Origin of the sequence: Streptococcus sp., assembly GCF_019414905.1 — a bacterium.
Lineage (GTDB): Bacteria > Bacillota > Bacilli > Lactobacillales > Streptococcaceae > Streptococcus.
On the sequence record NZ_DXLC01000229.1, the window covers coordinates 1 to 3,962 of the forward strand.

A 3,962-nucleotide genomic window follows, 5' to 3' on the forward strand; every position below is an offset into this window, starting at 1 on the left:
TGTCAGATAACTCGTTTTGTTCGCTTTTTATATTTAAGGTTAGACTTTTGTCCCAAACTCTTTTGAGGTGCTTTTTAATATGAGCCCAGGTTTTCTCAATAAGATTGTACTCAGGTGAGTGGGGAGGAATAAGAAATAGAGCTACTTTTTCTGGGGCTTATTCATAGTAGGTGTGATTCTTTTTTTCGAATGTAACCCATAGCTTTGAGAGCATAGTGGATAGTATAGTAGATTGAAATAAGATGTGAACGAAGTGATTGAGAAAGTCAATTTTTTCTAGAAATGTTTTAGCAACCGTAATGTGCTATTCTAGATTCAATACGCTATAGTTGATGACAGCCAAATTCAGAAGCTATTTCAGTCAAATAAGCGTCTGGATTGTCAGTAAGATAGTTTTTAAGTCTATCTCTATCAACTTTTCTTGGTTTTGTTCCTTTTACTTGATGGTTTAGATCACCTATTTTCTCTTTTAGATAATGATATTACGTGAGATTTGGAAAACGTGTGATGTTTCTGTTATACTACCTATTCGCTTACAATAGGCGAGAACTTTTTTTACGTAAATCTATTGAATATGGCATAAGATGACTGCACCACATTGTGTACTATCTTTAGTTCATTTTGTCATATTTCTGTCGAAACAGGTTACTAATATTAATGTACGGGCTCTATGTATGTCAAAAATAAGTTCAGTTATTGAATAGATTTTACTAAACGAGATAGAAGAATAATTTGAGTCTTTTATGCAATCTCCATATAGGATTCATTACGACAGATACCTTAGATTCTTTTTATTGAAGAAATTTTCTGAAAATTACAAAATATACTTGCTATTTTAGAAAAATAGTGTAGAATAAAAGAAATAGGTTTTTAGAATAAGGAGTGGAATATGACAGTAACGATTGATTGGGAAAATCTCGGTTTTTCCTATATGAAATTACCTTATCGCTATATTGCTCATTTTAAAAATGGACAATGGGATCAAGGAGAGCTTACAGAGGATGCAAACTTGCATATTTCAGAGTCTTCTCCAAGTCTTCACTATGGTCAACAAGCATTTGAAGGTTTGAAAGCTTATCGTACTAAGGATGGTAGTGTTCAACTGTTCCGTCCTGATGAAAATGCTAAACGCCTGCAACGGACATGTGACCGTCTCTTGATGCCACAAGTTCCAACAGAAATGTTTGTAGACGCTTGTAAGGCAGTTGTTCGTGCGAATGAAGAATATGTACCTCCATATGGAACAGGTGGAACCTTATATCTTCGCCCTCTTTTGATTGGTGTCGGAGATATTATCGGGGTTAAACCAGCAGAGGAATACATTTTCACAATTTTTGCTATGCCAGTTGGAAATTACTTTAAGGGTGGATTGGTTCCAACCAACTTCTTGATTCAGGATGAATACGACCGTGCGGCTCCAAATGGTACAGGTGCGGCTAAGGTTGGTGGGAACTATGCTGCCAGTCTCTTGCCAGGGAAATTGGCCAAGTCACGTCATTTCTCAGATGTTATCTACCTAGACCCATCAACTCATACAAAGATTGAAGAAGTCGGCTCAGCTAACTTCTTTGGAATTACAGCTGACAATGAGTTTGTAACACCATTGAGCCCATCTATCTTGCCATCTATTACTAAGTATTCTTTGCTTTATTTGGCAGAACACCGCTTGGGCTTGACTCCTATTGAGGGAGATGTCCCAATTGATAACCTTGACCGTTTTGTAGAGGCAGGTGCCTGTGGTACAGCAGCAGTTATTTCACCAATTGGTGGAATTCAGCACGGTGATGATTTCCATGTATTCTATAGTGAAACAGAAGTAGGTCCTGTGACTCGTAAACTCTATGATGAATTGACAGGTATTCAGTTTGGTGATATTGAAGCGCCAGAAGGTTGGATTGTAAAAGTAGATTAAAATAAACAAAAGGAGATTTTTGATGAAATCGAAAAAGTGGCTCTTAACAGCAGGAGTGGTCCTGAGCACAACAGCTCTTTTAGTGGCTTGTGGAAAAGCTGATAAAGAAGCAGATGCACCGACAACGTTCTCATATGTCTATGCAGTAGATCCAGCATCTTTGGACTATAGTATAGCGACTCGTACATCTACAACAGATGTCATCGGGAACGTGGTTGATGGCTTGATGGAAAACGACCAGTACGGAAATGTTATTCCTTCCTTGGCTGAGGATTGGTCTGTGTCAAAAGATGGTTTGACTTATACCTACAAACTTCGTAAAGGAGTTAAATGGTACACTTCTGAAGGTGAAGAATATGCAGAAGTAACAGCCCATGACTTTGTAACAGGATTGAAACATGTAGCTGACGGTAAGTCAGACGGTGTCTCTCTCATCCAAAATTCAATCAAGGGTTTGGATGCCTACATGACTGGTGAGACGAACGATTTCTCTACAGTTGGTGTTAAGGCCTTGGACGATTATACAGTCGAATATACCCTAAACAAACCAGAAAGTTTCTGGAACTCTAAAGTTACAACAGCGACGATGTTGCCTGTAAATGAAGAGTTTTTGAAGGCATCAGGTAAAGATTATGGAGCAGTTACTCCAGCAGGGATTCTTTACAATGGTCCTTATATCTTGAAGACCTTGACTTCTAAATCGTTAATCGAATACGAGAAAAATCCAAACTACTGGGATAAAGAAAAGGTAAAAATCGAGAAGATCAAATTGACCTACTACGATGGTTCTGATCAGGAATCCTTGATTCGTAGCTTCTCTTCTGGTGCTTATACGACAGCCCGTCTCTTCCCAAGTAGCTCAAACTTTGCTTCTACTTTGGAACAATACGGAGATAAAATCACTTATAGCCCACAGGACTCAAGTAGCTATTACTTCACCTTTAACGTAAATCGTCAGTCATATAATAAAACTGCGAAAACAAGTGAAGAGCAAAAGACTTCTACTAAAGAAGCTATGCTTAATAAGGACTTCCGTCAGGCTATCAACTTTGCCTTCAACCGTCATTCTTATGCTGCCCAGCTAAATGGTGAAGACGGTGCGGACAAGATTATTCGTAACAGCCTTGTTCCTGACAACTTTGTACAAGCAGGGGGTAAAAACTTTGGTCAAATCGCCCAAGCTGAGTTGGTGAACTATGGTGACCAATGGAAAGGTGTTGAGCTAGTTGACGGTAAGGATTCTATCTACAATCCTGACAAGGCTAAAGCTGCGTTCGAAAAAGCTAAGAAAGACTTGGAATCTAAAGGGGTAACTTTCCCAATTCATTTGGATGTCCCAGTTGAACAAACAGATACCATCGCCGTTCAACAAAGTAATTCTTTCAAACAGTCTATCGAATCAACTCTTGGTGCAGAAAATGTTGTCATTGATGTTCTTCAAATGACAGATAATGAAAAGGAAACAATCACTTCTCAAGCGCGTGTTCCTTCTCAAAAAGACTATGATTTGAACAGTACAGGATGGGCTCCAAGCTATCAAGACCCAGCATCTTACTTGAATATCATGGATCCTAAATCAGGTTCTGCTATGAAACACCTTGGTATTACTAAAGGAAAAGATAAGGATGTTGTAGCGAAACTTGGTTTGGACCAATATAAGAAATTATTGGATGATGCAGATTCAGAGACTACAAATCTTGAAGAACGCTATGAAAAATATGCCAAGGCTCAAGCTTGGTTGACGGATAGTTCATTATTGATGCCGACAGCCTCATCTGGTGGTTCTCCAGTTGTAAGTAATGTCGTGCCATTCTCAAAACCATACTCACAAGTTGGTATTAAGGGTGACCCATATATCTTTAAAGGGATGAAATTGCAAAAAGATATTGTTACAACAAAAGAATATGAAGAAGCACTGAAAAAATGGCAAAAAGAAAAATTGGAATCAAACGGTAAGTACCAAAAAGAACTAGAAAAACACATTAAATAAAGCAGAAAACTCTATATCAGACTTGGAATGATATAGAGCTGTCTCTTATACACATCTGAC

2 protein-coding genes and 2 pseudogenes are annotated in these 3,962 nt (G+C 38.3%); 2 read left to right on the forward strand and 2 right to left on the reverse strand.

The genetic code is table 11. From position 1 onward, the window contains the following. Together QZ359_RS07045 and QZ359_RS07050 are read right to left on the reverse strand one after the other, a co-directional pair. A pseudogene (locus QZ359_RS07045) lies at positions 1-130 on the reverse strand (hypothetical protein); the annotation flags it as partial. A gap of 202 nt (positions 131-332) precedes the next feature. Next, positions 333-581 (reverse strand): annotated as a pseudogene (locus QZ359_RS07050) (IS630 transposase-related protein); the annotation flags it as partial. 308 nt (positions 582-889) lie between these two features. Between QZ359_RS07050 and QZ359_RS07055 the strand changes: the two are divergent. Both QZ359_RS07055 and QZ359_RS07060 read left to right on the forward strand, forming a co-directional pair. After that, positions 890-1,912 (forward strand): branched-chain amino acid aminotransferase, encoded by a 1,023-nt coding sequence (locus QZ359_RS07055; protein ID WP_000218997.1) that lies wholly within the window; start codon positions 890-892, stop codon positions 1,910-1,912. A gap of 22 nt (positions 1,913-1,934) precedes the next feature. Next, positions 1,935-3,902, forward strand: coding sequence for a peptide ABC transporter substrate-binding protein (locus QZ359_RS07060; RefSeq protein ID WP_000837408.1), 1,968 nt, complete (start codon positions 1,935-1,937; stop codon positions 3,900-3,902). The last annotated feature ends 60 nt before the right edge of the window (positions 3,903-3,962 follow it).

Excerpts from the sequence above, each read along its gene's own strand:
- QZ359_RS07055 (WP_000218997.1), top strand. The coding sequence starts at position 890 with ATGACAGTAACGATTGATTGGGAAAATCTCGGTTTTTCCTATATGAAA.
- QZ359_RS07060 (WP_000837408.1), top strand. The coding sequence starts at position 1,935 with ATGAAATCGAAAAAGTGGCTCTTAACAGCAGGAGTGGTCCTGAGCACA.